This window comes from Alkalihalobacterium chitinilyticum (genome assembly GCF_029028005.1).
GTDB classification, from domain to species: domain Bacteria; phylum Bacillota; class Bacilli; order Bacillales; family Bacillaceae_F; genus Alkalihalobacterium; species Alkalihalobacterium chitinilyticum.
Genome location: NZ_JAOTPO010000004.1, coordinates 1 through 24,725, shown reverse-complemented (window position 1 = coordinate 24,725; position 24,725 = coordinate 1). Strand labels below are relative to the sequence as shown.

Here is a 24,725-nt window from a genome sequence, read left to right as displayed (position 1 = left end):
TAAATAGAACAATTAAAGGCACGAAGAACATATCTTCGCGCCTTTTTTTCTATACGATTAAACTGTGTTTGCGGTATGAAAGTAGTGATTTTACCTGTGAGTTCATATTTGTTTTCTCGTTTCGTACTCATTACAGGGAAGTAGAGCTTTTTATTTTGAACCCCAACGTATGATCCTATGGCAACAAGGTTAAAACCGAGAAAAAGTGCATAATAGACCCAGCGACTACAAATAGATGCCAAATCGCATGGTGGTAATAAAAGCCTCTCCATACATAAAAGATTGCGCCACCTGAATATAACACGCCGCCTATGACTAGCATGACAATGCCTTCTGAAGGAACATTTTGTACTAAAGTACCCCAAGCAAAAACAATCATCCAACCTAATAAAACGTATAAGACGGTAGACGTATGCAAGAACCGTTTGACGAAGAACGATTTAAATATCGTCCCCGCAATCGCAAGCCCCCATACAATTCCGAAAAGAGTCCACCCTAAAGCACCTTTAACCGCAATAAATAAAAATGGAGTATACGTACCAGCGATAAAAAAGTAAATGGATGAATGGTCTAAAATTTCAAAGACATCCTTTGCTTTACCTGGAGGAAAGCTGTGCACGAGAGTCGACGATGTATACAATAAGACCATCGTTGTTCCGAACAAGGTAAAACTCACAACATGCCATGCGGTTCCGTATAGTGATGAAAAGACAATGAGGAGAACTAAGGCAGCGATACTTAAAAGAGCACCGATCCCGTGGATAATCGCGTTAGCAATTTCCTCTCCTTTAGAGAAAACATGTGTATTGGACATGTATTGATCATTCCTTTTTTGTTTTAATAGTATTCGAGCAGCTATTGGGCTATTTCTAATCTATTTACATCATTCTTTTTTCATAACTCACCTTAAATTCACTTGTGATATGACTTTAATTTTCAACATCAATCTTATCACTTAATTGTAAAAACAGCTCTTCCTTTACATAATCATAATATTTTTTTACAACAGAATCACTATTATTGATTCTATAAAACTATAAAAAGGTTAATAGCGTTAAAGTGTATGTCACTTATAACTTATTAATCAAGTAGGTGTCAAGTTGAACGAATTGGACTCTAACGGATCGGGGTTACTGTAAACACCATTTCACTAGGACGAATGTAGGCGAATAAACATAAATGTGATTATATTTTAGGAGGAAATGGTAATGAAACAAGACCACAATGTATTCCCGCCGTTTATTGGTGATCGCATGCCGCGATTAGAAGTTCATACGACTCTTGGGAAGAGAATTCTTCCTGATGATTATGAAGGTCGGTGGTTTATGTTATTTAGTCATCCCGGAGATTTTACCCCAGTGTGTACGACTGAGTTTGTATCATTTGCTAAAAATCAAGCCGCTTTTCAACAGATGAATTGTGAGCTCGTGGGTCTTTCCATTGATACGGTATATGCCCACATGAAGTGGATTGAATGGATTCAAACTGAATTAGGTGTCAGTATCACATTTCCAATCATCGCCGATGAACTCGGCAATGTCTCACGTCGTTTAGGCATGCTTCCGCGAGAAGGAGTTAAACGTACGGTTCGATCCGTATTCTTTGTCGATCCAAATGGCTATATTCGATTAATTCTAACGTATCCAGATGAATTAGGGCGTAATACGAGTGAATTATTACGGGCACTTAAAGGGTTACAAGCGGCTGATGCACATGGCGTTGCGATGCCAGCGAATTGGCCAAATAATGAAATCATCGGTGACCAAGCGATTATACCACCTGCAAATACGGTGATGAAAGCGAGAGAAAGACTAGAAGCTGCTCAAGCTCAAGAATTTTCATGCTTTGATTGGTGGTTCTGTTATAAAGACATACCCGTTCGGAAAGAAACTGATAATAGTTAAATAGGGAAAAGGTCAAGTGAATGTTCGGGAAAAAGTGCTCGATGGAGTCATCATGAAAAACATATTAGGTTTAATATTTGTTAATCTCAAGCATAGTCAAAACCTTCTAACTAACATTAGAGGGTTTTGTTGTGTTTACATTCCCAAATAGCTCCATTCGCATCTACCAATCGAGGCGAGTGGGTGCGATTTTCCTAGATCTTTCCTTTGGTGCGCAATTATGCTTGCAATAGGCTGACTAATTCTCCTAAAAATTCCCTCAAGTGCACACGAAACAGCACTATTCGTAAGCGAGATCTCCTAGAAATTCCCTCAAACGTCCACGAAACAGCACTATTCGTAAGCGTGCTCTCCTAAAAATTTCCTCAAGCGTCCACGAAACAGCACAATTCGTAAGCGAGATCTCCTAAAAATTCCCTCAAACGCACATGAACCAGCACTATTGATAAGCGCAATTTCCTAATAATCCCCATAATTGCACACTAATCAAGGCAGATGGTTGCTCATGCACCAATCAGCACAGTTAAATACAAGACATTATAATCAACACAACAGTTTATAGCGTTTAAATGAAGGACGTATGCTCTTTTCGGAAGTAAATGCGGACAAAGTAGCCAAATTCTGTCATTCGTGATATAATAGTGAATGACAGTCAGTCAGTGACTACTTTTACTGGAGGATTGATAATGAAGCAAGACAACAAATACGAATTGTTAGTGAATGCTGCACTAACTGTAATGAAAGAAAAAGGGTTTGAGAAAGCGTCAGTTTCGCAAATCGTCAAAGAAGCAGGAGTTGCCCAAGGTACATTTTATTTATACTTTGACTCCAAAAGTGCAATTGTTCCGGCTATTGCCGAGAAGATACTAAATGCCCTTTTCTTGAAAATAAAGCAGAATTTCAATGCGGAAGAAACGATATTTCATACACTTGAAATGATCGTCGAAGTTACATTTGATATTACGAAGGAGTACCGTGAGCTGATTTTATTTTGTTATTCCGGACTCGCCTATTACCATTCGTTTGAGCGGTGGGAAGAAATATACCAGCCTTATTACAGCTGGCTTGAGGAACGACTTGATCATGCCAATCAAAATGGGCTCATTCATACAAATCTAGACTTAAATTCGTTAGCTAAAATGATTATAGATTTAATAGAAAATTCAGCGGAAACGTATTATTTAACTAATGAAAGTGATAGAAGTATGGAACATAGTAAAAATCAAGTATTACTGTTTATAAAAAGCGCACTGACTGACAGTCAATCATTAAACAAAGCCTAGACGAGGTGTTAATATGCATAGTGATTATGCATTGGAAAAAAAGTTGTTGAAGATTTCAGTTTATGGTGCGGTCATGTTTGCTGTGACTGGTGTCGTTTGGGGATATCTCATTTCTTCACAAATGGTCATGTTCGATGGACTTTATTCATTAATTAGTGTCATGCTGTCCCTGATGTCCTTATTTGCAGCACAATTTATTCAGAAGCGGGATACGAAGAAGTTTCCATTCGGTAAGGAGGTACTTGAACCTCTAGTCATTATTATTAAGTATGCGGTCATTCTGATACTTTGTTTGGTTGCCGTGGTCTCAGCATTGGAGGCGCTTGTATCAGGTGGTCGAGAAACAAATATCGGGTCCGCTCTTCTTTATTCTATTTTATCTACGGTAGCATGTTGGGGCGTATTTGTGTACTTAAAGAAACAAAAGCAAGGATCAGGCCTCATTCAAGCGGAGGCCAATCAATGGAGAATGGACATGGTACTTAGTGCGGCAGTCCTAGTGGGATTTTTCATCGCAGCGCTTCTATCCTATACTCGATTTACGTTTTTAACCCCTTATATTGACCCGCTTATGGTTCTTCTTTCTGCTGGGTTCTTCTTGAAGGTTCCAATTGTAGAAATTGCAAAAGCTTCAAAAGAAGTACTCGAAATGGCACCCGACCAACTGATCCAAAAGAAATTTAAATCGGTGATCGATTCGATCCAAGCCCAATATCAAATAGAAGATTCGATGCTGCGAATGTCCAAGGTAGGCGGTAAGCTTTTCATCGAAGTTGACTTTATTTTAAATGAGCAATCCAAAGTAAAAACCGTCGCAGAACAAGATTTAATTCGTGAAGAAATTAATAAACGTACAAAAGATTTACGCTATAAAAAATGGTTAACCGTTTCATTTACAAATGATCGGAAATGGGTTAACGGTTGATCAAACGAAATAGGAAGTCTCTGTATAAAGTTGTACCCGTTAGAGAAGATGCTTAAAAAGTCTACTCTAACGGGTACTTTTTTTCGCTAAATGTGTAGAAGATAGCTTAATAGTCCATGTCTGTTGGTATAGCGAGGGAGAATGTGTAAGTTCATTTAATGATATTGTCGGGTTTGGAGATTTTATTGTCCAATTTGAAATTTTATTGTCTGATTTCACTTTTTATTGTCCAATTTCAAAATATATTGTCCAATTTCACTGTTTTATTGTCCAAAATGTGAATAGATGGCGATTTCAACGATGCAATATATGGCGGAACTACTGTACGACTAAGAAAGATCCCATCTATTAAACAACCAGCATCATCGAATAGGATGCTGGTTGTTCCATTTACAGGGATGTTATCCATCCATCAATACTTCCACTTTGTTATGGTAAACGGCAAGGTTACTACAAATAAATCTAAAGCATAAAAAGAGTATAAAATCCCATGGTTCTTATTTGCAGTCTTTTTATCAGAATAAAGCTTTTTTTCATAGACTTTCTTTATCCCAAACCTGAAAGGAAAAAGCCGATAAATTTTAGGGATGTCCATTTTATTTTTCATTATAACTCGAAAAATAGCATCCTGTATGTATGTCACTAAACAAAATATGAAGAAACCAATAAGGATTTTCATTAAAGTAACCATGCTTCAACACCTCGTTAGGCCTGTATTTTATTCGTAAGCTCTTCTTGATGACTTTATTTAATAGAACGCGATCTAAAAGAGAACTACATGCATTATATCCCATTCGTATGTATAGAGAGTTGAAATTTTAGTTAATTTTTTTATAATAACGTTCTTGGCGAAGCAGTTTTTGAACACTTTTTAAAACTGCGAAACTTTTCCTTTCGCCAGTCGTAACTAATAATAAGCAAGTATTAAAGTTTAATTGCCGATTTATTAAAACCGTTTTAGAGCAATTGATATTTAGTGTATTTTCATGCTCAGTAACTTTATGTAACAAAAGGGGTGGTAAGATGTTTGAATTTATCGTAGCGGTGATCGTAGGGATTATTCCGTTACTTTATGTGTATTTAGCGGTTAAATTTATGATTAATAATAAAAAGGGTGGACAAACGCTTTATCCGATTGAGAATCAACCATTTATTTATAAGCAAATGGGGGTTCAGTTGAGGACAGTGACTCCTAAATTAATACTCCTCGAAAGTCCTCTTTACCTTATTGGTTTTACATGTGCTGTAGTTGCAAATGTTTCACTTTACTCTGGAAACGATGCGTTCTTTCTGCTCGCACCAGCAATATTGCCACTAATGTTTTCCAGGGGCTCTTTATTCGCAGCGTTTGAATTAAAAGAGGAAGGCGTTTTAGTTGGCAGTGTTTTTCATGAGTGGTCCCAAATTGAAAAAGTGGAGTTCTCCTCATTAAAAGTCCATGAAAAAGAATATGGTTTTGGAAAAGAAGACCATCATCTTAAGTTCAAGTTTCATTTAAAAAACGATAAGAGTTTTAACATCATTATTGGAGAAAGTGAACATGAAAAGGTCATTGAGGTTTTAAAACAAAAAGATTTACTAGTATGTGAAAAAGCAGATTTAGGCTTACCACAATAAAACATTTTCAGGATAGTACGAACAAAGGTCATATGTAAATGTTGTTTAAAGTGTAATAAGAAAACTAACCGACAAATGGATACTTATGGTAAAGTTAAACGGTAATGTATTAAGTAAATGTAATGAGTAAATGCAACAAAACAACTAGACATAATGAGCTATGCGTATTACAACGATCATGAAAGTGAAACAGGTGTCCATATGTATAAACAACGTTGTTGGGACTATTTTTTATTTCGTCCGATCTCTTGTAACAAAGAGAAGTTAAAGAAAGTCATTCGTGGTAAGTCAATTCTTATAACGGGTGCTAGTTCAGGTGTTGGAAAAGAATTAGCCTATGAGCTGGCAGATGTAGACTGTCATTTAGTTTTAGTGGCAAGAAGAGGAGACGAACTTGCGAAAATAAAGAAGACGATTGAAACAAAGAATGCTAGAGTCAGTGTTTTTCAAGCGGATCTTAGAGATGCGACCGAAATGGAGAACTTTCTCTCTTTTCTACATGGACTGCCACATGGGCTCGATGTCGTAGTCAATAACGCTGGTTTATCCATTCACAGATCCATCAATGACTCGTTAAACCGTTATCATGATTTTACACGGACGATGGCGATTAATTATTTTGCTCCTGTTCAATTGCTGTTATCTGTTACTCCTCATCTTCAAAGAAATAAAGGCCATATCATTAATGTTTCCACGATTAATGCACGACTAGCACCTGTTCCGTATTTTGCGGCCTATCAAGCATCGAAATCAGCTTTTGATGTGTGGCTTCGTTCAACAGCGCCTGAGCTACATGCCCAAGGAGTATCAACGACATCGGTCTATCTTCCTTTAATTAAAACACCGATGATCGAACCTACAGCAACCTATCGAAATCTACCGGCAATGTCTCCAGGTTATGTTGCCAGAATTATTTGTAAAAGCATGTACACCAAAAAGAAAACTTACCAGCCTTGGTGGTTCATCTTCGGTCAGATCGCTTCCATATTTCTATCCAATTTTAGCGGGGTTTCAACAAAGAAAAGGGGGAAGGGCCGGTGAAGGTATTCAAGCTTATCTATGTTTTATACAAGATAAAATTGCTGTCACCACTCGGTTTGTACCGGTTCATTACTTCCTTTTTTGCCTGTGGAATGAACTTGATGACTCTATTACATTTTGCGGAAAAGAAATATGCTAATAAAACCGTGTTAGTAGATGACAAGGAAACATTATCATATAGCCAATTGCTAGCAGAATCATATCAACTAGCTATCTATCTAAAAGAGAACTATCAAATACAGAGCGGTCAAAAGGTCGGCTTTCTTTGTAAAAATCATGCTTCTCTTGTGAAAGCTATTTTTGCTGTGTCCCGATTAGGAGCAGACTTATATTTATTAAATGCTGAACTAAAGACAAGCCAGTTTAATCAATTTGTCGAGCGTCATGATTTTGACTTTTTAATATACGATTTGGAATTTACGGACGTAGTTCATCACTCTGATTATTCCAATGCAAAACTCTTAAGTTATCATGATCAACTTGCAGCAATTGATAACATTGTCCATTCAACCAAGACTTCAAAGCTAGCTTTACCACGGTATTCCACGAGTAAACTGGTCTTGCAAACGAGCGGTACGACTGGAATGTCGAAAGAAGCACCCCATAAACCGTCCCTATTTAATTACTTAAATCCGTTTGCAGCCTTTCTTCAACGTTTGAAAATTTTAAACTACAAAACAGCTTATATTGGGTCACCGTTATTTCATGGGTATGGAATTGCGGTCCTCTTATTATTTATTCCATTAGGGAAAAAAGTAGTGATTAGTCATACGTTTGAGGCGTCAAAAGCTTGCAGGCTTATCCGCGACCACCAAGCGGAAGTGGTTACTCTAGTTCCTTTAATGCTGCAAAAAATGTTACAACACAATGTCGACGATTTGCGATCGCTAGTATGTGTCGCTTCGGGTGGAGCAAAGCTTAGTACTAAACTGGTCGATGAGACGCAGCGCTTCTTGGGTGATGTACTCTATAATTTATACGGCACATCCGAGTCAGGACTTAACTTCATCGCTACACCTGAAGATTTGCGCTATTCTCCTGCAACCATAGGTAAGAGAATAAACGGGATGGCTGTAAGAGTCGATGAGCAGATGGAAGAAGGGAAAAGCGGGCAGGTCGGTCAGCTTTGTATTAAAAATGATTGGTCAATCAGCAATAAAAACAACACCTGGATTCAAACCGGTGATTTAGCTTACAAGGATGAAAATGATTATTACTTTCTATGCGGGCGAAGCGATGACATGGTGGTGTCTGGCGGTGAAAACGTGTATCCAATCGAAGTGGAACAAGTAGTGATACAACATTCTTTCATTGAAGATGTTGCTGTAGTCGGGGTACAAGATGAACAATTTGGACAGAGATTGACCGCATTTGTTCTTCTAACAGAAGATGCTGATCTTACGGAAAAAGATTTACTAGAATGGATGCGTCTGAGATTGCCTAGATTTCAGATCCCTAAAAGTATAACATTCGTTCATCACATGCCCTACACACTACAAGGTAAGTTGGATAAAAAACAGTTACGTCGGAGGATCGAAAATGAAGAAAAATAGACTCTTGTTCATTATTGCTATTCTCATTGGTTTTATTGTTTCTATTATTGGTGTCCAATACTATGGAAATTCTACGATCGAGCGTGTTGCTGAAAAACGAGGGGCGCTAGAAATTTTAGAAAAAATAGAGACTGGACACAGTACGATTGTCATTTTTGATACAGGTAATTATATTAAAGGGGAAGAGTTTGTCAAAGGATTAACCGGCTGGAGTGCACGAACGATAAGTCAAGCGACAAATGACCGAAGTAATGATCTCATCTTTAGAACTGATAATATGAGTCACATCCATAGTGGCCCCATTGGATTTTGGTACGGGTATGTGAATGCGAATCAGGTGGACTATATCCGGTTTCAAACGAATGGCTTTGACATTCAACATCGAGTTAACGCTTATCACTGGTATATCCCTGATTTGTCGGAAGTGGAAGATCAAGGGAGTTTTATGGCGGAGCAATTCAGTGTTATCTTAAAAGATGGACGAGAAATCTATTATCCATTTGATGAATTGCAGTAGAAAGATGCTCGATTTGCTGTAGAAAAGGGAACAAGATCATTACTTGGAAACAGAATTAACGAAATGGCTATAAACGGCCACAAAAAATAAAAATCGAGGGATGCAATATGGAAATAAATCAACTCAAAGACCTTGCAATGAGTAAGGTAAACCCGCAAAAGCTAACAGAAAATTGTTACGTAGGCTCAGTCGCCTGTGCGCTTGTGACGGAACAGGGGAACGTTTACACAGGGGTATGTATCGATGCGCCGTCTGGAATGGGGTTTTGTGCCGAACATGCCGCGATCGCACAGATGATCACGAACAATGAAACGAGAATTACCCAGATTGTTGCCGCGGGACCTGAAGGAAAGATTTATCCTCCTTGTGGCAGGTGCAGGGAATTTATCTATCAAATTAATCCTAAAAATATCGAAGCCGAAATATTAGTTGAAGAAAATAAAGTAGTAAGTCTTGAGGAGATCTTGCCTTATCGTTGGAACTAATATAGCCAACTACCTTTAAATGACCATATCAAAAAGAGAGCAGGTGATAAAATGAAAAATTACCTATTGATTATGATTTTACCCTTGTTAGCCCTAATTTTGATTGGTTGCAGTAATGAACAGATTGGGCAAACAAACAACATTTGAGTTTGATATCCACATTCATTTATTTCTCACTAAGTCTGGTTAGAGATTTAATGATCAAATATAAAGCAAAAAATGAAGGTTCACCTTAACAATTATAAAATGAGAGTAAAAACACACAGATGATTGTGTGTTTTTGTATGTTGATCGCATGTGGTTCACACTTTCACTTGCGCTTATAATTGAAGTTTTACAGGAAGTTCAATTGTAAAGGTGGTACCAACCGTAAGTTTACTCTCAACGTGAATGTTTCCTTGGTTACGGTTTTTAATAATGTTTTTAGTGACCACCATTCCTAAACCGTTTCCTTTTTCTTTCGTTGAGAAGAAGGGCTCTCCTAATTTTTCAATTTGTTTATTTGACATTCCTGACCAGTCATCAGCGATTCCAAGATCAATTGATTAATATTGGTTAGTTTCTTTATTTCATTTTGAAGAGTATTGACTGAAACAATCTCATTTGGCATTAGAATTATCCTTTTTATTTAGATTCTTAAACTAGAGTATATCCGGAAGTGGAACTCACTTACTCAATTGAGAGCAGGTAGAGGGACTTAGATAAAATCGGTAAGTGTTCTTCTCACTTCTCTTTGCCTCGTACATTGCATGATCTGCTTTTTTCAATAGTTTACTTAGTTCTTTACCCTCCTGTGGATACTGAACTATACCGATACTTGTAGAGACGTTAATGGTGTAATCAAATGCCGTCCAATTGGATAAGTCTTTAGTTAACTGTTTACCAAGCTGATCTAACAAGTTTTTGTCTGTTTGATGAGGGATTAAAAGGACAAACTCATCGCCGCCCATCCGGATGGCTAAATCATTAGGGCCAATCGTTTGTTTTAATCGATTTCCTACTTCTTTCAATACGAGATCTCCAACATCGTGACCATATGTATCATTGACTTGTTTGAACCCGTCTAAATCAAGAAGCATGACAGCCCCTTTATCCGCTATAAACTCAAAATTATCAGCTAAGTAACTTCTATTATATAAACCGGTGAGCGGATCGGTTTTCAGTTGTTTTTCTAATTCGATAACGTATGAAAAGAGATTAGAATACTTTACTAGAATATCAATATCTTTCTCAGTGAAATGTGAAGGTTTGCAGTCTAGGGCACATAAAGTCCCGAACATTTCTCCGTCTTTATAAAAGATGGGTACACCGATGTATGATTGAATATTTAAATCATTCGTAACCGCTAATTGGCTAGTGAATGGATGAGATTTAGAGTCGTTGATGATAAGGGGTTCACGGCTACCAAAAAAAATTTGTTGGCAATAGGATTCTTTAAGCCGTATTTCTTGGTTATCGGTAATCGGTATCTCTGTACCGTTATCTATAGATTTAATGATTGAGAAAGTATCTTCTGATGTTTTACCGATAAATAACATTTTTCCTTCAATCGATGAATTCACTAACTCCAGTAGGTCAGTTGCAGCCTTGTAAGTCATTATTGAACTCCTTCGCTTTGTAAAATTTAGATGTTTTACATCTATGTGCCATAATGAGTTTTCAATTCTATGAACATGGCAAACATCTAAATTATAACAAGATAATGATCTTCTGTCTGTCAAATTATATTAACTTTATATAAACAGACACATAAATAAGACTGTGTGTAGAGAGGTGGAAAATGAACTGTTACAATATAAATTCTATTTTTTAAAGCGATTTCCTGTATTGGCGTAAATTAAAAAAAGAATGATGGCTATTATAGCTATTATCCAACTATATTTGGTAATCCAAGTCATGTTAAGGAATTCACCTAGTCCGGTAATAAATAGTAGCCCACTTAATAAAAAAATAAAATTCCCTACACCATTACAAAGCGCCTGTTTATCGTATGTTGCTTTTTCTTCCTTAGAAGAAGTGTTATACCCCGCTATTAACCAACTCCATTGTTTATATTTGATCAAATACCCTAGTAAAATAAAGAATAAACCAGTAACGAAATGAGTCATTTTGTTATACCTCTCTTTCTTTCAATTAATGAATAGGTCAGGTAGGGAAATAGGATGCAGGAATGTAATACATATAACTAAAACTAGTCTTTTTTTAATCGGTTTCAATCTAATTTCCCCATTCATATTGAACTAATCACTGTCGAACTTCCACAGTACTTCATTGAAAATTGTCGGTTTCTGCGCTTGCCTAGGAAATTTTAGAAATATTCAAACGATCGATTAAGAGATCACTTATAATAATACTAGTTAAAAAGGATATAGGGATAAATGGAAATTCGTGATGTAGTAATAAATGGCGCTCTTAAGTTCATTGTATACTTAATTTATGGGGCAGGGGAGATAAAATGGGGAATTTTTGTAAAATATTACTTAGCTGCTTGGCTTTATTGGTAAGCCTCATTGTTGGGTTAGGCTTTTTTTATTACGTTGAACGGGAGTATGCTGCAACGGATACAATCGGATTGACGACGATTGAAGTACTTGAAGACACGATCCACCTAAAAGGGTATACGTCAAGCAGCGCCACTGGATTTAGCAAGTATATGTATACATCTGTTAATGATGCTCTCTATATTCGCATAAAGTACAGCCTAGTCAGTCGTGTCAATCCAAACGCTGATTTCTCAATAACGATTAATGAACCGACAGACAACATCAATAAAGTCTATATTCAAGGTAAAGATCACCAAGATATCAGACTGATTTGGGAAAAGTAGATTTTGTAAAAACAATGAATTCGCAAATCTCTACTATGTTTAGGGTGATTTAGAGTTTAATAGATTGTAACGGAACCACCTAATCCTATTAGAAAAAAGATGAAACCAAAAACGGCAGCAAAAACACCTTTCCCCCATATGGAAGACCAATTATTAATCATAAGCTCTTTTTTATTATTTTTAATATAATATCGAACTTCAATCGATTGGCCAATCTCGTACTTGTGACGGTCATAACCCATGTAGGACTTAAAAGTTCTTACTTCTTGTTCAATTTCATCAAAGTATTCAATTACAGGAAAGTAGGCCATCGCTCTTGCAACAGGCTCTAAACGTAAATCAATAATCTTGCCTTTCGTTACCTTCGATTGCTTCATCGTTCGATCTGTTTTTATAAGCGTATAAATCCCGTATAGTAAAAATGAAATTCCAATGAAAAGTACAGTTTGATCGATATAGCATCACCTCTACTAGTAATAGAAAATTATTCTTCGATAATTGTAATATATTTCTAAAAAAATAAATAGCGAGAAGCTTTCCTTTTCTAGGTGGTTGTCTATTTTATTTCTATAGTCGAAAGAAGTAATTAAGAGTTTTAAAGCGGAGTAGGCGAAGACTCAAGCTCCAAGTAACATTTTATATTAATTTATGGATAAACACTAATAAAAAGTTGAAACCAAAATGTTTGTGCTTCGTATGTATGGTAGTTGTATTGTATTGAATTGAATGGAGGAGGCTATCGTTTATGTATGAATATAAGTTTGTCAAAGTCGACTTAAAGTCAACATGGAAAGGGACAAAACCTGAAGAAGATTATCATACGGTCATTGAGCAGCATGGGGCAGAAGGTTGGAGGTTAGTACAGATCTTTGCGCCGGCTATTGCAGGGTATGGGGCTGCTGAATTTTACGAGATCATTTTCGAAAAGAAGATAGATTAAAGGGTAAAGTTGAGAGAACAACCTGAGAATTTTTAAGGATTATTAAAAAACTTGATCATCCATTTAGCTAATTTGAGAGGCATAAAGATCGTTTCTCTATGCCTCAGTTCCGTTTATGTTAAATAAAAAACATCATAACAGTACCAATAACAGTAAGGGCAATAACATGGTAACCGACGGCAATAAAATAGAGAGAAATGGCGTTTTTTGAATTTGATCCTAAACTAAAAATAAAGTCTTTGGCATAGGCAAGCGCAACGATTAACCCTACACTGCCGCCAATGAGCGCACCATCTACTAAGGTTTCGGCTTGGGAAAGGTTTAGGAGGCCAAAAAGTAAAAGGGTCGTCAATAAAGTGACGAATGTTAGCAGCCCATAGTTAGGTTGTTTTTCTAATTTAATATGTAATAAATTGACCCAACGTTTCCCTAGAATGGAATAATAAATCATACCACTAACCATGTAAATAAGAAATCCTGTTAAGATAGCTAAAAACATTGCATTACCTCTTTCTATAGTCTATATGGGTTCATTTACTTGAATTATATCACTTTATAATTGTAAGGTTAAGGTAACTATATATGCTAAAGAAGTGTTAAAGCTCTTATTAAAAATACGATTACAGTTACAGATCGGAGGTCGGAGATGAAAATAAAAAATGTTTTAGTGATCCTTCTTGTTTCTCTCTTTCTAGCTGGGTGTATGCCTAAAAATGATTCGGTGACAGCAGTTGGTGAAGGAGAATATGGTAATGTTGAAATTCATTACACAATTTCAGATAACACTTTAAGTGAAAAAATCTTACTGAAATTCATGGGTGAAGATGAACTAACTTCTATTGTTTATGAGGTAGAAAATCCCCATTCATTAGAACTATTAAACTTTCAAGGGCAAATGGGAACTTTTGAAGAACAAACGGGCTGGATGGAAGGAAAATCCAAAAGATCTGTAGACAAAGAAGAACTTATTAAAATAATTAATGATGCTCAAATTACTGTAGAGTGGAAAATAGCAAATGGAAACTACACGGAAACTATTTATCTAGCAGCAAAATAACGTTTTAAGCTAGAAAGTTTACTAGAAATGGGGATTGTCATGTTTAAGAGTAATACAAGTTTGGTCGGCTTACTACTTATTTTGGGTATACTCCTTATGGCGTGTTCCGGAAGGCCCTTAACAGATGCTCCCATTCTAGAACTCGAACAGTATGAAGGACGGCCATTACATATCGCGGTGATTGGAGAGCTGCCATCCGTCAGAGAACAACATATTCAATTTTCAACCATTCAATTTACGGATTTATTGGAGCGAAAACTTGAAATATATGATGCGGTTTTTATAACGAAGGAACATTTAAATGAGGCGTCAGAAGATCAATATGCTAATGTTTATATGGAAACTCAAATTCCGTTTTTCTTTATTGATGCGAGTAAATCGTATTATTCTTTTATTGAAAAAGATTTTTCCTACGAAGAAAATCTAGATTTAAAAGACATTAGTAATCATTATATTATTGGTTTACAAGCAACAGAAGAAGCAGAATTTACGTACTGGTATTTCGGACTCTATGATGATATCGTCTCAGACCAAACGATAAAAGGGGCGTTATCACAAGTTTTCATGACGATCGAAAAACAGATGAACTTCTAGCTATAACAACTTTTGAAGCAACGATAAAAGGCACCCATCCAGGTAATCCATTCATAGGGAGAAGTTTAAGGCGACGATTACTATTCATACTGTTATGTGGAACAGGGTATATATCAAATAAACTATTTTGAACACACTTGCGATAGGTACCCATTAAGTGAAGAGAAGGAGGTTTTTGGAGTGAGCGATAAAAATACAGCGGTAAAAACAGGAATTGGTTTCGGATCAGTTTTAGCAATCACCATTTCATGGAGTGTCAATCAATCGATCCTATGGGCAATCATTCATGGGGTTTTTAGTTGGTTTTATGTGATTTATTTTGCATTGACGAGATGATGAGTACTGTGTCGAGGCGGCGCGGTAAAGTAATTCATTCCAATATCAGACTTCGGTTTTGGTGTACCCGAATGAACCTGATATTACCAGTAACAGGAAGAAGCGGGCCATAAAGAGAAGATATGACCCTGGTATTACCAGTAACAGGAAGAACAGGGCCATAAAGAGAAGATATGCCCCTCATATTACCAGTAACAGGAAGAAACGGGTCATAAAGAGAAGATATGCCCCTCATATTACCAGTAACAGGAAGAAGCGGGCCATAAAGAGGAGATGCGAACCCGATATTACCAGAAACAGGAAGAAATGAGCCAAAAAGAGAAGATATGACCCTGATATTACCAGTAACAGGAAGAAACGGGCCATAAAGAGAAGATATGACCCTGGTTTTACCAGTAACAGGAAGAAACGGGCCAAAAAGAGAAGATATGACCCTGGTTTTACCAGTAACAGGAAGAAACGGGCCAAAAAGAGAAGATATGAACCTGGTTTTACCAGTAACAGGAAGAAGCGGGCCAAAAAAAGAAGATATGACCCTGGTATTACCAGTAACAGGAAGAACAGGGCCAAAAAAAGAAGATATGACCCTGGTATTACCAGTAACAGGAAGAACAGGGCCAAAAAAAGAAGATATGACCCTGGTATTACCAGTAACAGGAAGAACAGGGCCATAAAGAGAAGATATGCCCCTCATATTACCAGTAACAGGAAGAAGCGGGCCATAAAGATAAGATGCGAACCCGATATTACCAGTAATATGAGGAAACGGTCATCAAGTCATCTTTTTTCTTCCTCGCATAATACAAGTTTGAGTTGAATAAAGCTTAGTGACTGGAAATAAAATGGTCGAGGACAAGTCAATTTAGTAAAAACAGCTGTCCTATAAGAAAAAGGGAACATACATGCACACTGCTCCAAATGATTAAATACTTTCCCAATAAAAATATTCTTACATATCGAGAGGAGGGAGGTACTTTTTCATTGGAGAAGTTTATTGACGACAAGAAGGGAAACTCACAGTCTCATCAAAAACTTCGTATTCAGAAACCCCATACACCGAACGAATTTGACGAAAAGTACATTACAGTTCAGGTGACGGAAAGTACGTTAGATTGGATTGTGAACAAGAAAAAAGTGAAAGGCATTACAGACCTTACTATACGTCTCATTGAAGACAAAATGGTTATCAACGGGACCGCGAAGAAACTGAAAATACCCATTCACTTTCAGATTGTCCTGAGACCTTTAGAAGCTAACAATCGCCATTTATCATTTCAAGTCACGGATCTCAAACCGGTAAACCAACATTGGATTACAACGAAACTCCTCAATAAACCACCACTCATCCGCTATCATAAAGGAATTATCAACCTTAACTTAAATCACATAGAACAAGCCAAATCCATTCGTTTCGGAAATCTTAAACTTTTTGAAGTCCGTGACGAAAAACTTTGGATCGGGGTGCAATTTTAATCGTATATGTCTATATCAGTGATTAGCCCTGCTTTTTAATGTGGGGCTTTTTTTACTAAGTGTGATTTTAAGAAATCATGCGAAGTTATGACTTAATTAAAACAACAGTAAAACTTACTCAAATCCGCTCCACCAAAAAAATAGCCCAAAAACTCCCACCAAACAAATAAACTCATGTAAACTAAACGTAACTAATCATTGAATACAAAGGAGAGAGACAATGAACATCTCTAATTTTCCACGAAATCGTTATACACCTAACCAAACTCCGATTGAAAAAGCGAGTCGTTTTACAGCAGAACTTAACGGTCCAAACATTTACATAAAACGAGACGATTTACTTGGACTGACCGAAGGAGGCAACAAGACGAGAAAGTTAGAATTTTTAATTGCGGATGCTCAAGCGAAAGGCGCCGATACAATTATTACAGCAGGCGGCATCCAGTCGAACCATTGTCGTCTCACATTAGCGGCATGTGTCAAAGAAAATATGAAGTGCATCCTTGTTTTAGAAGAAAATAAAGAAGACCAATTTGATTTAAAAACAAACGGTAACTACCTTCTTTATCAATTACTTGGCACGGAATCGATTCAAATTGTCCCGAATGGAACCGATGTATATAAAGTAATGGACCAAGTCGCTGCCAAAGTCAATGAGAATGGTGGTTCCCCTTATATTATTCCAGTCGGTGGATCTAATGTGACAGGAGTATCGGGGTACGTCTCGTGTGCCGAAGAAATCCAACAGCAATCAGAGGAACTGGGCGTATCTTTTGATTATGTTATTTGCGCGAGTGGAAGCGGGGGAATGCATGCCGGACTTGTCGCTGGCTTTTTCGGTTTAGGCGGCAGCACTAAAGTACTCGGGATGAATGTCAGTCGCGGGAAAAACGAACAGGAAGACAAAGTGCATCAACTGACAAACGAAACTGCTGTTCACATCGGGATAAAGGATGTGATCCCAAAAGAAAAAATCACGTGTTTTGATGATTACGTCGGTCCGGCCTATGCGGCTCCAACAAAAGGTATGTTAGAAGCGGTAAAACTTTTAGCACGAACCGAAGCGATCATTCTCGACCCGGTTTATACCGGAAAAGCAATGGACGGCTTGATTAGCTTGATAAAGCAAGGATATTTTAAGCCAAGCGATAACATTTTGTTTTTACACTCGGGAGGAACACCAGCAGTTTATGCGTATTCGCCGATTTTTCAGTAAAAAAGTTCAAGGATATGAAGTGAATTCTTAGATCTTTGTAGGAGTAGTATTCATGGATAAAAGTTTGCCGAAACTGGGAGTCCATTAATTAAATGCAAAATAAAACCAGGCAGATAGAACAAACCTGCCTGGTTGAATAGGAGTGATTTAAGAGAATAATTTTTTTAATCGCTGCCAAAAGCTTGGTTCTTCTTCCTCTTCAACAGCGGCTGATTTATCATCTGGTATTTCGATCGCTTCCGTTTTAAGAATAAATTGTACATATTCAACGTTTCGATTGTCCGGTGACACAAATGATACTGGATCGAAATCGGACTTATCAAATTCTGCAAGCATCGCATCCACTTCCTCCTGAAGCTGATCAGGTAAGTCGCTAGTCGCGTCAGCTAATTCGTCCGTGCCATCTGCCAGCTCATTGACGCCAGATTCCAGCGCAGTAGTACCGTCTGCTAGCTCACCAATTCCTGAATGAATTTCAGCATAAGCATCTGCCAGCTTGCCAACCCCGTTCGTATACGAAACGAGACCAGAATGGAACTCACCATAGTTCGCTGAAAGCTGTGCGAGGCCTTCTTCTAATTTTTTCAGTCCGTCCAGTCCTTCCATATTTGCCATACCCGCGCCAACCTCATTGGCAATTCCAGAGAGGTGACCGCTCATTTCGTGAAGTGCACCGCCAACTTCTTTCAATACTTCTTCAGTCGTACTAAATGCTTGTTTTACTGCATTGTAAGTTCCCTTTGCAGTTTGGGCTGCAGTATATACTTCAATCAGGTGGCCAACGGTTTCAGGATCAGCTCCGCTCGCATATAGCTGCTGGATCTCTTCCTCAGAAAGGGTAGCGGCTGGAATTTTGTTCATAGCTTCATCTAGCGCATTGAAAGCTTCTGAGAACCCGCCGTGGAGCTGGAGCAGTCCGTCGCCTGCTTCAGAAAGGCCTTTTGCCATTTGTGACAAGCCTGCTGGGAGTTCAGCAAGGTCGCTTAAATCTAGATCTGGCGCGCCGCTCAACTCTCTGTGTACTTGTGCGAGAGCACCCTCGATTAATGCGGAAGCTTCAATGACTTCAGCGGAAGATCTGCTTATTTCCCTTATCCCATTATTGTACTCTCCTGAGCCGTTACGTAGCTTTTGGACTCCATTATTGAGCTCAGTAACACCATTATTTAATTCAGAAACTCCCTTATTTATTTCAGCAATGGCATCACTTAATGTGCGCATTTCACCAGTCATTTCGTCTACATCAAAACCATCTATGACCATAGATAAAGGAATGGCATTAATATTGATGCCTTCCATTTCAAAATCTGTCACATCAGCTGTAAGTCGGAAGGAGCCGTCGCTGTCCGGCATCACTGTATAGGTGACCTGCCGCTTTTTCCCGACCTTAGCAATGTTGGCATCGACTGCATCAATAATGTTAATATTTTTCGTATCGAGAGTACAAGAAATTTGCAACGTGTAATTTTCATAGAAAATCGAATTTCCTCTGTCATTTTTGGCAGTGTTAATGGCCAGTTCTAGACGTCCAGTTTCTCCTGCCAGCTCATCGGAAGAAATTTCCTGCCCATCGAGACGGTAAGAGATATCAATATCCCAAGGAAGTTCAGCTTCTTCTAAATTTCCTTGGTAGTAGAAGAGACCTGAGGGAGCATCGAATTGAACAGTACCGTCCACATTCTTGATTTCGGATAGGTCAGTTAAATTTTTTACTGAGGTGTAATTGCCGTGGTCGATAATTAAACCAGGCTCAATAACCTCTAGCATATTGACTACATATATTTCAGTCAGAGTTCCGTCAGAATTTAAGGTTCCATAGACCACCTCCTCCTTTGAAGAGGCTTCACGAGCGACCACTGTGCTCACAGGTGCCAAATCCTTTGACCCTTCAAGAGAGGAGGAATTATTATGACCTTGGTTTTCATTCGCCAGTCCGGATATAACCGGGAAGGAGAGGAGGGATGTTGTTAAAACGATAGTTATTATCTTTTTCATATCTATTAATCCTCCTTATAAAAATTTGCTTTCAATGTAGTTTTAGAGACGATCTTGTCAAAGACAAGCAGTACCGCCGGCAGGAAGAATAAAACCATAATAAAGGCCAAAATAGCACCTCTGCCTAGCAACAGGCCGATAGATGAAACGATCGGGTTTGTAGAAGTTATCCATAAAATCAGGCCCACACTTGCCAGTATCGCAGCCGAGATGGAAATAGAGAACGTCTTGTCATCAATCGTTTTCATGATCGCTTGTCTTGCAGGCATCACTTTTCTGTTGTGCAGATAGTTCTCCGTATATAGGATGGCATAGTCAACAGTGGCCGCAAGTTGAACAGTACCGACAACCAAGTAACCAACAAAAACTAACGGCGTGTCAGTAAAATAAGGAACAGCAAGATTTATCCAAACGGCTGACTGAATAGTCAACAACAGAATGACCGGCAACGCCAGGGATCTGAATGTAAATAATAATACTAGGCCGACAGCTACAACAGTGAGTATATTCACGATGTAGTTATCCTTTTGTATGACTGTTTTCATATCGTAAAGGGCTGCACTTTCTCCGAGTGCGAATGCCTCCTTACCGTAATACGTTTTTGCTACAGCCATAATGTTTTCAAACACATTGAAGGCAATATCACCTTCCGATTCTGTTTCTGTATTAATAATGATCCGGCTGTAGTTTTCAGAATGGAACTGTTCTCTAATCGATTCATCCAGATACTCGGGAGGTATCGCAGGGCTGACAGACTGGTTGTAGGATATGATACCTGAAACATATTCAATTTCCTCAAGCTCTTGTTCCAACTGAACCTCTCTGGCTACATCTCCTCTTGGAACGAGAAGTACAACAGGTGTGGACTTACCGAACACAGCATTTATGGCTGTCTCATCTTTCCCTAGGCGAGTATCCTCTGGTTGTTCGCCAATTCCGTATATAAATGCTGTTTCCTGCTGTGCCAGATAAGCAGGCACAATCACAAGGAAAACTATGATCAAGCTGATATATCTTACCTTCAGCACTCTCTTGCCAATGGACCTGAAAGCAGGGATGAAAGGTTTGTGCTGAGTTTTATCGATCCATTTATAAAACATAATTGTCAAGGCAGGAAGAAACACCATCACGCTGATAAAGCTGAATACAATACCTTTAACGAGGTTGATTCCTAAATCCGCGCCGATTTCGAACTGCATGAATGTTAGCGCCATAAACCCGAAGAAAGTAGTAGCGGCACTGGCTGCGATAGCCGGAGTAGATTTTTTAATCGCCATCTGCATCGCTTCTTCTGGTGAGGATGTCTTCCTACGATGTTCTGAAAAACTATGAAGCAGGAAAATTGCATAATCAAGGGATACGGCCAGCTGTAAAATAGGGCTGACAGACTGTGTTACAAAAGAAATTTCCCCAATAAATATATTTGTCCCGAGGTTTATAATGATCGACACACCAATAGCAGTAAGGAAAAACAATGGTTCGATCCAGGAATTCGTGGAAATAACAAGAATGATTATAATGATTGGGACTAACAACATCGCTGCATACATGCTTTCAGTGAACGCCATTTTCTGAGAAACGGCTGTATCAGCTGCTTCTCCTACGAGTGCATTTTCCTCGCCAATGAGCTCATAAATTTCATCGGTAATAACGACTTCGTCACCTTCACGGATGGTGAGAGAGAAAAGAGCATTATGGTCCTGATAATAGGTTTCTATTAAGTCTTGTTCCATCATTTCAAGAGGGATCGTTAAATCAACGGTATCATCGAGCCAGATCACATCTGTCACTCCGTCAATTTTCTCAAGTCTATCTTTATAATAAAGTGCCTCCTGGACGGTAACATCCGTTACCATGACCTGGGCATTAGACATCGCGCCACCAAACTCTTCTTCCATGATCTCAACGGCAATGGTGGAGGAGGTGTTTTCAGGCATATAGTCACTCATGTTGTAATTCACATGAACAAAAAACTGTGCGACGGCACTAACCATTGTCAGTACCATAAAAACAATTACGATTGCTTTATTGTGTTTTATAATTTTTGCTGCAATGTCAGCCATGTAACCACTCCTTGAGTCTTCACTAAGAAATAATTATAATGACACTGTGTAGTCTTATCAACAAACAGTTTATTAAAAAATATTAGTTTTCCAACACATTGCAAAAAAATGTTGGATATGTAACAAAAGGGGATGAATTGATGGGCTTAAAGATGGATCGACGAAAGAAATATACGCGCTATGTATTAAAGGAAAGCTTTATTAAGAAAATGCATGAGAAGCCTTTATCGAGTATCACGATTAAAGAGGTGTGCGAAATGGCTGATATTAACCGGTCCACCTTTTACTCCAATTACAAGGATTTGTACGACCTTCTTTCACAAATCGAGGATGAGATTATTGCAGACTTAAACAATACCTTGTCTTCTTACAACTATAATAAAGATGATGAAGCGATTCAGATGACGGAAAAATTGCTTGAATATATTGCAGAAAACCAGGAAAGCTGCCAAGTATTATTCAGTGAACACGGTGACCCGGCTTTCCAGAAAAAAGTGATTATGCTAGCCCACAACCATTTACTGAAATCATGGTTTCCTGGGAGTAGCATGCCCGACGAAAATAAACAATATTTAACCCTTTTTATCGCAAACGGCAGTATCCATATCCTGCAAACTTGGCTGAAGAATGGTTTGAAGGAGTCCCCAAAAGAAATGGCGGAACTCATTACTAAGCTGGCGACAAAAGGGGTTTCGGCATTTCAATAAAAGCATTGCTGAACCGAGGACCGGGAAAAGACTGCTAGTAAAGAGGCTGCTTAACTACATTAGAGAGTCCAATCCTCCACAAACTAGATGGTTAAAAATTGAACGTGAAAGCAAGTAGTGGTTTGTTGATGAAAATTAACCAGATAATCGAATGCACCTTATTTCACTAATGGGTGAAATAGTAAAATTACAGGCTGTAATAGATGCAACTCTTTTTTTATGCTATATATTGGAAAATGATGTTAAACTAAAGGCAGGATTGTTTACTAATAAATTAGGGGGTTATGTATTGCAAACTCTAGTAACAACGTTAAAAAAACCAAATGTACTGTTTCCAATTTTATTTGTGTATTTAATTATGCCAGAATTCATTGAATCAGATTTATTTAAAGGAATTATAAATATTTTATTTGGATTATATTTCTTGGTCCTTGGATATGCATTATCAGATGGTAATAAAAAGTATATCTTAGCTTCTTGTTTTCTTGCTATCCTCTTAATATTCTTTGGGATTTCAAGGTTATTAAGTTAACGAGAGCGATAGTTTAATAACGGTTATATGATTGACATTATGAAATGAATACAGAATAAGACAATTAATACATTGCACTGATTAAGGATAGATGAAATAGTTGATGCTTCTATCCCGTATAGTCAGAGTAGTACATTCGTATATTTATACTCACACTTGTTTGTAAGATATAATGATTACTTTTACCTTTTTCTAAGACTAACAGTAATTGGCATATTTGTTAATTATGTAATACCAACAAGTGGATGGATTTTTACTCTCCTAATTTTATTTGCGACTGGATACAATTGGGAATCGCCATTACTTCTCTTTTGTTTTCTACTTTTGCCAGTTGGTATGAAGGAAGTGCTATATTAGATAATCCGTGGGAATGGGAATATTCAACACCATTTTCTCAATTGTTATATGGAGAAATACAAAATGCTAATCAAATATCGCAACTTGATCATTTTGTATACGCAGCGAAGTTTCAACCAACGTTTCCTCTTATTATGGTAATCAGTGGATTGTATTTGATACTCCTTAACGCAGTATAAAAGAGATAGCGGGGGGCTTAACGGGACAACTGCTATTCAACAACGGGCAGCGATAAACAAAATATCGTAATAAGGACTTGGTTACTTATCTAACCAAGTCGTTTTTTGTTCGCCCAGCATGGGCGAACTCTAACGGGTGAAAGTCCCGAGTACGACCTTGTAGCGGTAAGTACATAGCCAAAAGCAAGGGTGTCCATGGTGACGTGGAATCTGAAGGAAGCTCGAGGCAAACCTCCGGTCTGACGAACAGAAATCATATAAGAGGCGACGTATGAGGATAAGACTGCAAAAGAAGTTGAAGTCCAATAGCTACAACAATCATACGGTGTATATATGGCGGATAGATGGAGGGAAAGAGTTCGCACCTTAACTGGGGAGATCTCACTGGTCTGCCTCAAAATCTTGTAGTGATACAAGACTGGATAGTGAGAAGTCAGCAGAAGCCGTAGTAGTGAAGATACCTAGCGAAAGTTAGAAGGAGCGAAGGGCTGAACAATTTTATCGTTATCGAAATCTCGATTGGAAGAGGAAATAGACCACTGGCTAATAAGCGCAAAAGTGGATACCGACTTTACGAGACAGAAAGGAAATAACAAGCATGGATGAAAGAAAACTACTCGACAAAATATTGGACAGAGATAATCTTAATCTAGCATGGAAGCAAGTCAAAAGAAACAAGGGTGCAGCAGGCGTCGATGGGATGACAATAGATGAATTAGAGCCATACCTGGCACTAAATAAGGATGAAATCATTCGTCAAATTCGTCAAAGAAAATACCAACCCCAACCTGTGCTAAGGGTTGAAATCCCCAAAGCAAATGGAGGGGTTCGACTACTAGGAATTCCAACTGTTAAGGACAGAATGATCCAACAAGCCATAGCCCAAGTCCTAACGCCTATCTTTGACAAGCAATTCAGCGAATATAGCTATGGATTCAGACCAAGAAGATATGCGGAAATGGCGATCCTACAAGCACTAGAGTTTTTGAATGATGGTTACGAATGGATTGTCGACATTGATCTAGAACGCTTCTTTGACACAGTGCATCACGATAGATTGATGAACCTCATATCAAGAACAGTGGATGACGGCGACGTCATCTCACTCATCCGAAAATTCTTAG

29 protein-coding genes are annotated in these 24,725 nt (G+C 38.1%); 21 read left to right on the top strand and 8 right to left on the bottom strand.

Annotation, left to right across the window (positions count from 1 at the left end; translation table 11 throughout):
• Positions 1-175: 175 nt before the first annotated feature.
• Positions 176-814, bottom strand: coding sequence for a PAQR family membrane homeostasis protein TrhA (gene trhA / locus N7Z68_RS07405; RefSeq protein WP_275117835.1), 639 nt, complete (start codon positions 812-814; stop codon positions 176-178).
• 394 nt (positions 815-1,208) lie between these two features.
• Here trhA and N7Z68_RS07400 point away from each other — a divergent pair, with 394 nt between their 5' ends.
• The 8 genes from N7Z68_RS07400 (at position 1,209) to N7Z68_RS07365 (ending at position 9,325) form a co-directional block, all read left to right on the top strand.
• Positions 1,209-1,904 carry a peroxiredoxin gene (locus tag N7Z68_RS07400; RefSeq protein ID WP_275117834.1) on the top strand — a complete coding sequence of 232 codons (696 nt, stop codon included), beginning with the start codon at positions 1,209-1,211 and terminating at the stop codon, positions 1,902-1,904.
• Between the two features lie 686 nt (positions 1,905-2,590).
• Positions 2,591-3,187: a TetR/AcrR family transcriptional regulator gene (locus N7Z68_RS07395; RefSeq protein WP_275117833.1), complete on the top strand. Its 597-nt coding sequence runs from the start codon at positions 2,591-2,593 to the stop codon at positions 3,185-3,187.
• A 13-nt stretch (positions 3,188-3,200) separates the two neighbouring features.
• Positions 3,201-4,112: a cation diffusion facilitator family transporter gene (locus N7Z68_RS07390; protein WP_275117832.1), complete on the top strand. Its 912-nt coding sequence runs from the start codon at positions 3,201-3,203 to the stop codon at positions 4,110-4,112.
• 1,023 nt (positions 4,113-5,135) lie between these two features.
• A complete protein-coding gene (locus tag N7Z68_RS07385) occupies positions 5,136-5,729 on the top strand; it encodes a hypothetical protein (RefSeq protein ID WP_275117831.1) in 594 nt (197 codons plus the stop codon).
• Positions 5,730-5,930: 201 nt separating this feature from the next.
• On the top strand, positions 5,931-6,770 hold the full coding sequence (locus N7Z68_RS07380; protein ID WP_275117830.1) for an SDR family NAD(P)-dependent oxidoreductase: 840 nt from the start codon (positions 5,931-5,933) through the stop codon (positions 6,768-6,770).
• Complete coding sequence (locus tag N7Z68_RS07375; RefSeq protein WP_275117829.1) at positions 6,767-8,323, top strand: AMP-binding protein; 1,557 nt, start codon at positions 6,767-6,769, stop codon at positions 8,321-8,323. The genes N7Z68_RS07380 and N7Z68_RS07375 overlap by 4 nt, the downstream gene beginning before the upstream one ends.
• Positions 8,310-8,840, top strand: coding sequence for a hypothetical protein (locus N7Z68_RS07370; RefSeq protein WP_275117828.1), 531 nt, complete (start codon positions 8,310-8,312; stop codon positions 8,838-8,840). The genes N7Z68_RS07375 and N7Z68_RS07370 overlap by 14 nt, the downstream gene beginning before the upstream one ends.
• Positions 8,841-8,947: 107 nt before the next feature.
• Positions 8,948-9,325: a cytidine deaminase family protein gene (locus N7Z68_RS07365; protein ID WP_275117827.1), complete on the top strand. Its 378-nt coding sequence runs from the start codon at positions 8,948-8,950 to the stop codon at positions 9,323-9,325.
• A gap of 320 nt (positions 9,326-9,645) precedes the next feature.
• On the opposite strand, the gene N7Z68_RS07360 is transcribed toward N7Z68_RS07365, so the two are convergent.
• The 3 genes from N7Z68_RS07360 to N7Z68_RS07350 form a co-directional block, all read right to left on the bottom strand.
• Entirely contained in the window at positions 9,646-9,855 is a 210-nt protein-coding gene (locus N7Z68_RS07360) for an ATP-binding protein (protein ID WP_275118068.1), read from the bottom strand.
• Between the two features lie 135 nt (positions 9,856-9,990).
• On the bottom strand, positions 9,991-10,923 hold the full coding sequence (locus N7Z68_RS07355) for a sensor domain-containing diguanylate cyclase (RefSeq protein ID WP_275117826.1): 933 nt from the start codon (positions 10,921-10,923) through the stop codon (positions 9,991-9,993).
• 204 nt (positions 10,924-11,127) lie between these two features.
• Entirely contained in the window at positions 11,128-11,433 is a 306-nt protein-coding gene (locus N7Z68_RS07350; RefSeq protein ID WP_275117825.1) for a DUF3784 domain-containing protein, read from the bottom strand.
• A gap of 347 nt (positions 11,434-11,780) precedes the next feature.
• Here N7Z68_RS07350 and N7Z68_RS07345 point away from each other — a divergent pair, with 347 nt between their 5' ends.
• Positions 11,781-12,152, top strand: coding sequence for a hypothetical protein (locus N7Z68_RS07345; RefSeq protein WP_275117824.1), 372 nt, complete (start codon positions 11,781-11,783; stop codon positions 12,150-12,152).
• A 56-nt stretch (positions 12,153-12,208) separates the two neighbouring features.
• On the opposite strand, the gene N7Z68_RS07340 is transcribed toward N7Z68_RS07345, so the two are convergent.
• Complete coding sequence (locus N7Z68_RS07340; RefSeq protein WP_441296787.1) at positions 12,209-12,529, bottom strand: DUF3592 domain-containing protein; 321 nt, start codon at positions 12,527-12,529, stop codon at positions 12,209-12,211.
• 368 nt (positions 12,530-12,897) lie between these two features.
• On the opposite strand from N7Z68_RS07340, the gene N7Z68_RS07335 reads away from it, so the two are divergent.
• Entirely contained in the window at positions 12,898-13,092 is a 195-nt protein-coding gene (locus tag N7Z68_RS07335) for a DUF4177 domain-containing protein (RefSeq protein WP_275117823.1), read from the top strand.
• A 118-nt stretch (positions 13,093-13,210) separates the two neighbouring features.
• Here N7Z68_RS07335 and N7Z68_RS07330 read toward each other — a convergent pair whose 3' ends face one another.
• Entirely contained in the window at positions 13,211-13,591 is a 381-nt protein-coding gene (locus tag N7Z68_RS07330; protein ID WP_275117822.1) for a DUF1761 domain-containing protein, read from the bottom strand.
• A gap of 147 nt (positions 13,592-13,738) precedes the next feature.
• Here N7Z68_RS07330 and N7Z68_RS07325 point away from each other — a divergent pair, with 147 nt between their 5' ends.
• From N7Z68_RS07325 to cuyA, 6 genes are all read left to right on the top strand, one after another.
• Positions 13,739-14,149 carry a hypothetical protein gene (locus N7Z68_RS07325; protein WP_275117821.1) on the top strand — a complete coding sequence of 137 codons (411 nt, stop codon included), beginning with the start codon at positions 13,739-13,741 and terminating at the stop codon, positions 14,147-14,149.
• 39 nt (positions 14,150-14,188) lie between these two features.
• On the top strand, positions 14,189-14,743 hold the full coding sequence (locus N7Z68_RS07320) for a hypothetical protein (RefSeq protein WP_275117820.1): 555 nt from the start codon (positions 14,189-14,191) through the stop codon (positions 14,741-14,743).
• A 180-nt stretch (positions 14,744-14,923) separates the two neighbouring features.
• Positions 14,924-15,079: a hypothetical protein gene (locus tag N7Z68_RS07315; RefSeq protein ID WP_275117819.1), complete on the top strand. Its 156-nt coding sequence runs from the start codon at positions 14,924-14,926 to the stop codon at positions 15,077-15,079.
• 377 nt (positions 15,080-15,456) lie between these two features.
• The gene (locus tag N7Z68_RS07310; protein ID WP_275117818.1) at positions 15,457-15,753 is read left to right on the top strand and encodes a hypothetical protein; all 297 of its coding nucleotides are present in this window, start codon (positions 15,457-15,459) and stop codon (positions 15,751-15,753) included.
• A 307-nt stretch (positions 15,754-16,060) separates the two neighbouring features.
• Positions 16,061-16,552, top strand: coding sequence for a hypothetical protein (locus N7Z68_RS07305; protein WP_275117817.1), 492 nt, complete (start codon positions 16,061-16,063; stop codon positions 16,550-16,552).
• Between the two features lie 220 nt (positions 16,553-16,772).
• Entirely contained in the window at positions 16,773-17,768 is a 996-nt protein-coding gene (gene cuyA / locus N7Z68_RS07300; RefSeq protein WP_275117816.1) for a D-cysteate sulfo-lyase, read from the top strand.
• Positions 17,769-17,915: 147 nt separating this feature from the next.
• Here the strand turns inward: cuyA and N7Z68_RS07295 are convergent, their stop codons facing one another.
• Both N7Z68_RS07295 and N7Z68_RS07290 read right to left on the bottom strand, forming a co-directional pair.
• Positions 17,916-19,763, bottom strand: coding sequence for a YhgE/Pip domain-containing protein (locus N7Z68_RS07295; protein WP_275117815.1), 1,848 nt, complete (start codon positions 19,761-19,763; stop codon positions 17,916-17,918).
• Between the two features lie 5 nt (positions 19,764-19,768).
• Complete coding sequence (locus N7Z68_RS07290) at positions 19,769-21,826, bottom strand: efflux RND transporter permease subunit (RefSeq protein ID WP_275117814.1); 2,058 nt, start codon at positions 21,824-21,826, stop codon at positions 19,769-19,771.
• A 140-nt stretch (positions 21,827-21,966) separates the two neighbouring features.
• Between N7Z68_RS07290 and N7Z68_RS07285 the strand changes: the two genes are divergently transcribed.
• The 5 genes from N7Z68_RS07285 to N7Z68_RS07270 form a co-directional block, all read left to right on the top strand.
• Positions 21,967-22,533 (top strand): TetR/AcrR family transcriptional regulator, encoded by a 567-nt coding sequence (locus N7Z68_RS07285; protein ID WP_275117813.1) that lies wholly within the window; start codon positions 21,967-21,969, stop codon positions 22,531-22,533.
• A gap of 289 nt (positions 22,534-22,822) precedes the next feature.
• Positions 22,823-23,065 (top strand): hypothetical protein, encoded by a 243-nt coding sequence (locus tag N7Z68_RS07280; RefSeq protein WP_275117812.1) that lies wholly within the window; start codon positions 22,823-22,825, stop codon positions 23,063-23,065.
• Between the two features lie 156 nt (positions 23,066-23,221).
• Positions 23,222-23,422, top strand: a complete 201-nt coding sequence (locus N7Z68_RS24340; protein ID WP_373323119.1) for a hypothetical protein — start codon at positions 23,222-23,224, stop codon at positions 23,420-23,422.
• The gene (locus tag N7Z68_RS07275; protein WP_373323118.1) at positions 23,353-23,601 is read left to right on the top strand and encodes a YjdJ family protein; all 249 of its coding nucleotides are present in this window, start codon (positions 23,353-23,355) and stop codon (positions 23,599-23,601) included. The genes N7Z68_RS24340 and N7Z68_RS07275 overlap by 70 nt, the downstream gene beginning before the upstream one ends.
• Before the next feature lie 700 nt (positions 23,602-24,301).
• On the top strand, positions 24,302-24,725 hold a 424-nt coding region (locus tag N7Z68_RS07270), incomplete at its 3' end, for a reverse transcriptase domain-containing protein (protein WP_275117811.1).

Coding starts and splice junctions, on each gene's coding strand:
- trhA (WP_275117835.1), bottom strand. CDS start 814: ATGTCCAATACACATGTTTTCTCTAAAGGAGAGGAAATTGCTAACGCG.
- N7Z68_RS07400 (WP_275117834.1), top strand. CDS start 1,209: ATGAAACAAGACCACAATGTATTCCCGCCGTTTATTGGTGATCGCATG.
- N7Z68_RS07395 (WP_275117833.1), top strand. CDS start 2,591: ATGAAGCAAGACAACAAATACGAATTGTTAGTGAATGCTGCACTAACT.
- N7Z68_RS07390 (WP_275117832.1), top strand. CDS start 3,201: ATGCATAGTGATTATGCATTGGAAAAAAAGTTGTTGAAGATTTCAGTT.
- N7Z68_RS07385 (WP_275117831.1), top strand. CDS start 5,136: ATGTTTGAATTTATCGTAGCGGTGATCGTAGGGATTATTCCGTTACTT.
- N7Z68_RS07380 (WP_275117830.1), top strand. CDS start 5,931: ATGTATAAACAACGTTGTTGGGACTATTTTTTATTTCGTCCGATCTCT.
- N7Z68_RS07370 (WP_275117828.1), top strand. CDS start 8,310: ATGAAGAAAAATAGACTCTTGTTCATTATTGCTATTCTCATTGGTTTT.
- N7Z68_RS07365 (WP_275117827.1), top strand. CDS start 8,948: ATGGAAATAAATCAACTCAAAGACCTTGCAATGAGTAAGGTAAACCCG.
- N7Z68_RS07355 (WP_275117826.1), bottom strand. CDS start 10,923: ATGACTTACAAGGCTGCAACTGACCTACTGGAGTTAGTGAATTCATCG.
- N7Z68_RS07350 (WP_275117825.1), bottom strand. CDS start 11,433: ATGACTCATTTCGTTACTGGTTTATTCTTTATTTTACTAGGGTATTTG.
- N7Z68_RS07345 (WP_275117824.1), top strand. CDS start 11,781: ATGGGGAATTTTTGTAAAATATTACTTAGCTGCTTGGCTTTATTGGTA.
- N7Z68_RS07340 (WP_441296787.1), bottom strand. CDS start 12,529: ATGAAGCAATCGAAGGTAACGAAAGGCAAGATTATTGATTTACGTTTA.
- N7Z68_RS07335 (WP_275117823.1), top strand. CDS start 12,898: ATGTATGAATATAAGTTTGTCAAAGTCGACTTAAAGTCAACATGGAAA.
- N7Z68_RS07330 (WP_275117822.1), bottom strand. CDS start 13,591: ATGTTTTTAGCTATCTTAACAGGATTTCTTATTTACATGGTTAGTGGT.
- N7Z68_RS07325 (WP_275117821.1), top strand. CDS start 13,739: ATGAAAATAAAAAATGTTTTAGTGATCCTTCTTGTTTCTCTCTTTCTA.
- N7Z68_RS07320 (WP_275117820.1), top strand. CDS start 14,189: ATGTTTAAGAGTAATACAAGTTTGGTCGGCTTACTACTTATTTTGGGT.
- N7Z68_RS07310 (WP_275117818.1), top strand. CDS start 15,457: ATGACCCTGGTTTTACCAGTAACAGGAAGAAACGGGCCAAAAAGAGAA.
- cuyA (WP_275117816.1), top strand. CDS start 16,773: ATGAACATCTCTAATTTTCCACGAAATCGTTATACACCTAACCAAACT.
- N7Z68_RS07295 (WP_275117815.1), bottom strand. CDS start 19,763: ATGAAAAAGATAATAACTATCGTTTTAACAACATCCCTCCTCTCCTTC.
- N7Z68_RS07290 (WP_275117814.1), bottom strand. CDS start 21,826: ATGGCTGACATTGCAGCAAAAATTATAAAACACAATAAAGCAATCGTA.
- N7Z68_RS07285 (WP_275117813.1), top strand. CDS start 21,967: ATGGGCTTAAAGATGGATCGACGAAAGAAATATACGCGCTATGTATTA.